We start from the raw sequence: 4,103 nt of genomic DNA, 5'->3' as shown, positions 1-4,103 counted from the left end.
CGCGGGGATCACCAGGAGCGCCTGCCCCTGCACCGTACGCGGCAGGCCGAGCCACTTCACCGGCTGCTGCACGGTCCGTACGGCGGCGATCTCGTCCCACGCCAGGGTGACGGTGCGGAGCAGGTGCACCTGCCGCAGCCCGTGCGCGCTCACCCACACGCCGACCCGCAGCAGCCGCAGCGCCGCCAGGATGAAACCCACCGCCACGCCCGCGCACGTCAGCGCGCCCGTGACGGAGCCGGCGAGCAGCATGATGACGGTCGCGAAGAGGAGATACGAGGCGAGCAGCAGCTCGACGGCGGCCATGAGGACCCGCCAGGGGCCCGGGCGGTACGGCCGGCGCCAGCGGTCGCGGTCGGCGAAGGGGAGGGGCGCGTCGCCGGCGACGTCTCCGAAGTCGCGGTCGGCGGTCAGAAAGGGCAGTGGCACGCCTGCGAGGCTAGCGAGGCCCGGCCGGGCCCACCACCCCGGGGGTGCGGACGGGGCACCCGGGACGGCTGCGTCGGCCGTGACGGCGCGCCGCGCGCGGCCTCAGGGGGTCCGCACGGTCTCCGTGTCCTGCGCGGATCCCGGGTCGTCAGTGAGCTGCATCGCCGGGATGCCGAACACCACCGCGCCGACGAGCCCCGCCACTATCAGCACGCCCACCAGCGCCCGCCCGGCCAGCTCCCCGATCCCGGCGCGTCTCACGGGGGGCGGCACGGGGACGTCGCTGCGGAAGCGGTCTGCCTCCGCTATGAAGGCGAACGGAACGGGCTCACGCCGACGGCGAAGCATGACGGGGCACCACCTCAGGGCTCGTGGGTTTGTCGACTCGACTCCTGCCATCCGGACAACGTCGGAACGTCCCGTAAAGTGCCCAGATCCAGGGCCATGTGCCGAATACCCCTCAAAGGTACCAAGGCGCTGGTGGCGCCCCGGGGGTCGGCGAAGCCGGCGGGCGCTCGAAAGCCGCTGCGAAATGTCTGGAATGGTGGTTATCGCGAAGTTCGCCTAGGCTGAGGATACGAACCCGGTACTGCTTGAACCCCCGAGCAGGCAGTGCCGGGTTCTCCCGCGCCTGCCGCACCGCACGCCACCCAAGCGCGCACTCCGGGCATTCTTGCGAGTAGCGTGTCACTCATGGCTCCGACATCCACCCCGCAGACGCCCTTCGGACGGATGCTGACCGCCATGGTCACGCCGTTCACCTCTGACGGCGCCCTCGACCTCGACGGCGCCCAGCGACTCGCCGCCCACCTCGTCGACGCAGGCAACGACGGGCTCGTGCTCAACGGCACCACCGGTGAGTCCCCCACCACCAGCGATGCGGAGAAAGCCCAGCTCGTACGGGCCGTGGTGGACGCCGTCGGCGACCGCGCCCACGTCGTCGCCGGAGCCTCGACGAACGACACCCGGCACAGCGTCGAGCTGGCCCGCGCCGCCCAGGACGCCGGCGCCCACGGCCTGCTCACCGTCACGCCGTACTACAGCAAGCCGCCGCAGCAGGGCCTCTACGCCCACTTCACGGCCATCGCCGACGCCACCGACCTGCCCGTGATGCTCTACGACATCCCCGGCCGCAGCGGCGTCCCGATCAACACCGAGACCATGGTCCGACTGGCCGAGCACCCCCGGATCGTCGCGAACAAGGACGCCAAGGGCGACCTCGGCCGCGCCAGCTGGGCCATCGCCCAGACGGGCCTGGCCTGGTACTCCGGCGACGACATGCTGAACCTGCCGCTGCTGTCCGTCGGCGGCGTCGGCTTCGTCTCCGTCGTCGGCCACCTGGTCACCCCCGAGCTGGTCGCCCTCGTCGAGGCGTACACCGGCGGCGACGTGACCAAGGCCACCGAACTGCACCAGCAACTGCTCCCCGTCTACACCGGCATGTTCCGCACCCAGGGCGTCATCACCGTCAAGGCGGCGCTCGCCCTGCGGCAGCTGCCCGGCGGCCCGCTGCGGCTGCCGCTCGTGGGACTCTCGCCGGAGGAGACCGAGCAGCTCAAGCGGGACCTCAAGGGCGGCGGCGTGCACGTGTAGCCGTACGCGCCCGGCCGTACGCACACGCACACCCGCCGTCCTCACCGCCGCAGACGTCACAACCGCATACCGAGAAACCCGCGGCGCGGCTTCAGGGAAGCCGCCGTCGCATGCATCCATGTGCGCCCCGCCCGGGCCCGCCGCCGGGACCCGGCCGGTGCGCATGGTGAGGAGAGACCTTTGAGCCATCCCCATCCCGAACTCGGCCCGCCCCCCGCACTCGCGAAGGGCGCCCTGCGCGTCACGCCGCTCGGCGGGCTCGGCGAGATCGGCCGCAACATGACCGTCTTCGAATACGGCGGCCGCCTGCTGATCGTCGACTGCGGAGTCCTCTTCCCCGAGGAGGAGCAGCCGGGGGTCGACCTGATCCTGCCCGACTTCTCCACCATCAGGGACCGCCTCGACGACATCGAGGGCATCGTCCTGACGCACGGGCACGAGGACCACATCGGCGCCGTGCCCTACCTGCTCCGCGAGAAGGCGGACATTCCCCTGATCGGCTCCAAGCTGACCCTGGCCCTCATCGAGGCCAAGCTCCAGGAGCACCGCATCCGCCCGTACACCCTCCAGGTCGCCGAGGGCGGCCGGGAGCGCATCGGGCCCTTCGACTGTGAGTTCGTCTCCGTCAACCACTCCATCCCGGACAGCCTCGCCGTCGCCGTCCGCACCCCCGCGGGCGTCGTCGTGCACACCGGCGACTTCAAGATGGACCAACTGCCCCTCGACGGCCGCCTCACCGACCTGCCCGCGTTCGCGCGCCTCGGCGAGGAGGGCATCGACCTGCTGCTCGTCGACTCCACCAACGCCGAGGTCCCGGGGTTCGTGGCGCCGGAGAAGGACATCTCCGGGGTACTGCGGGGAGTCTTCGCGGCGGCGCAGCGGCGCATCATCGTGGCGAGCTTTGCGAGCCACGTGCACCGCATCCAGCAGGTCCTGGACGCGGCGCACGCGTACGGTCGGAAGGTCGCCTTCGTCGGCCGCTCCATGGTCCGCAACATGGGCATCGCCCGCGACCTCGGCTACCTGCGCGTGCCCCCCGGCCTCGTCGTCGACGTGAAGACCCTCGACGACCTGCCGGACCACGAGGTCGTCCTCGTCTGCACGGGCTCGCAGGGCGAGCCGATGGCCGCCCTGTCCCGCATGGCCAACCGCGACCACCAGATCCGCATCGTCGCCGGCGACACGGTCATCCTCGCCTCGTCCCTGATCCCGGGGAACGAGAACGCCGTCTACCGGGTCATCAACGGCCTCACCCGCTGGGGCGCCAACGTCATCCACAAGGGCAACGCCAAGGTCCACGTCTCGGGCCACGCCTCGGCCGGCGAACTGCTGTACTTCTACAACATCTGCAAGCCCCGCAACGTCATGCCCGTGCACGGCGAATGGCGCCATCTGCGCGCGAACGCCGAACTCGCGGCGGCGACGGGCGTCCGCGCCGACCGCGTCGTCATCGCCGAGGACGGCGTTGCCGTCGACCTGGTCGACGGCGTCGCCAAGATCTCCGGCAAGGTCCAGGCGGGCTACGTGTACGTCGACGGCCTCTCCGTCGGCGACGTCACGGAGTCCTCGCTCAAGGACCGCCGGATCCTCGGCGAGGAGGGCATCATCAGCGTCTTCGTGGTGGTGGACAGCACCACGGGCAAGATCGTCGGCGGTCCGCACGTCCAGAGCCGCGGCTCGGGAATCGAGGACGGCGCGTTCCGCGACGTGATCCCGAAGCTGGAGGAAGCCCTCGCCAAGTCCGCCGCGGACGGCGTCGCCGAGACGCACCAGCTCCAGCAGCTGGTCCGGCGCACGGTGGGCAAGTGGGTCTCCGACACCTTCCGCCGCCGTCCGATGATCCTCCCGGTCGTCGTCGAGGTCTGACGGCCACCGGGTCCCGCCCCGACCCGACAGCCCCGGCCCCGGCCCCCGCCTCGGACGTTGCCCCAGGCGGGGGTTGGGGCCGGGGCTGATTTGCACGGGGGCCGAACGTCCAGTAGGTTTACGGCACCGCCCGACGAGCCCGAGGGCCGTCGTGCCCGGTCAACTGGGCCCGAGGGGCGGTCATTTCAACCCCGAGAAGCTGTTAGGGTTGGAAC

4 protein-coding genes are annotated in these 4,103 nt (G+C 71.3%); 2 read left to right on the top strand and 2 right to left on the bottom strand.

The window, feature by feature from the left end:
• Window positions 1–429: SCO5741 family PH domain-containing membrane protein (locus H5J30_RS20370; RefSeq protein ID WP_181788841.1), on the bottom strand; the 429-nt coding region annotated here is incomplete at its 3' end.
• Between the two features lie 102 nt (window positions 430–531).
• Window positions 532–777, bottom strand: coding sequence for a hypothetical protein (locus tag H5J30_RS20365; protein WP_181788840.1), 246 nt, complete (start codon window positions 775–777; stop codon window positions 532–534).
• 345 nt (window positions 778–1,122) lie between these two features.
• On the opposite strand from H5J30_RS20365, the gene dapA reads away from it, so the two are divergent.
• The gene (gene dapA / locus H5J30_RS20360; RefSeq protein ID WP_181788839.1) at window positions 1,123–2,022 is read left to right on the top strand and encodes a 4-hydroxy-tetrahydrodipicolinate synthase; all 900 of its coding nucleotides are present in this window, start codon (window positions 1,123–1,125) and stop codon (window positions 2,020–2,022) included.
• Window positions 2,023–2,202: 180 nt separating this feature from the next.
• A complete protein-coding gene (locus H5J30_RS20355; protein ID WP_181788838.1) occupies window positions 2,203–3,888 on the top strand; it encodes a ribonuclease J in 1,686 nt (561 codons plus the stop codon).
• Window positions 3,889–4,103 lie beyond the last annotated feature (215 nt).

The organism is Streptomyces phytophilus, assembly GCF_013870535.1.
GTDB lineage: Bacteria > Actinomycetota > Actinomycetes > Streptomycetales > Streptomycetaceae > Streptomyces > Streptomyces phytophilus.
The sequence above is the reverse complement of the archived record's forward strand: the minus strand, read 5'-3'. Positions and strand labels throughout refer to the sequence as shown.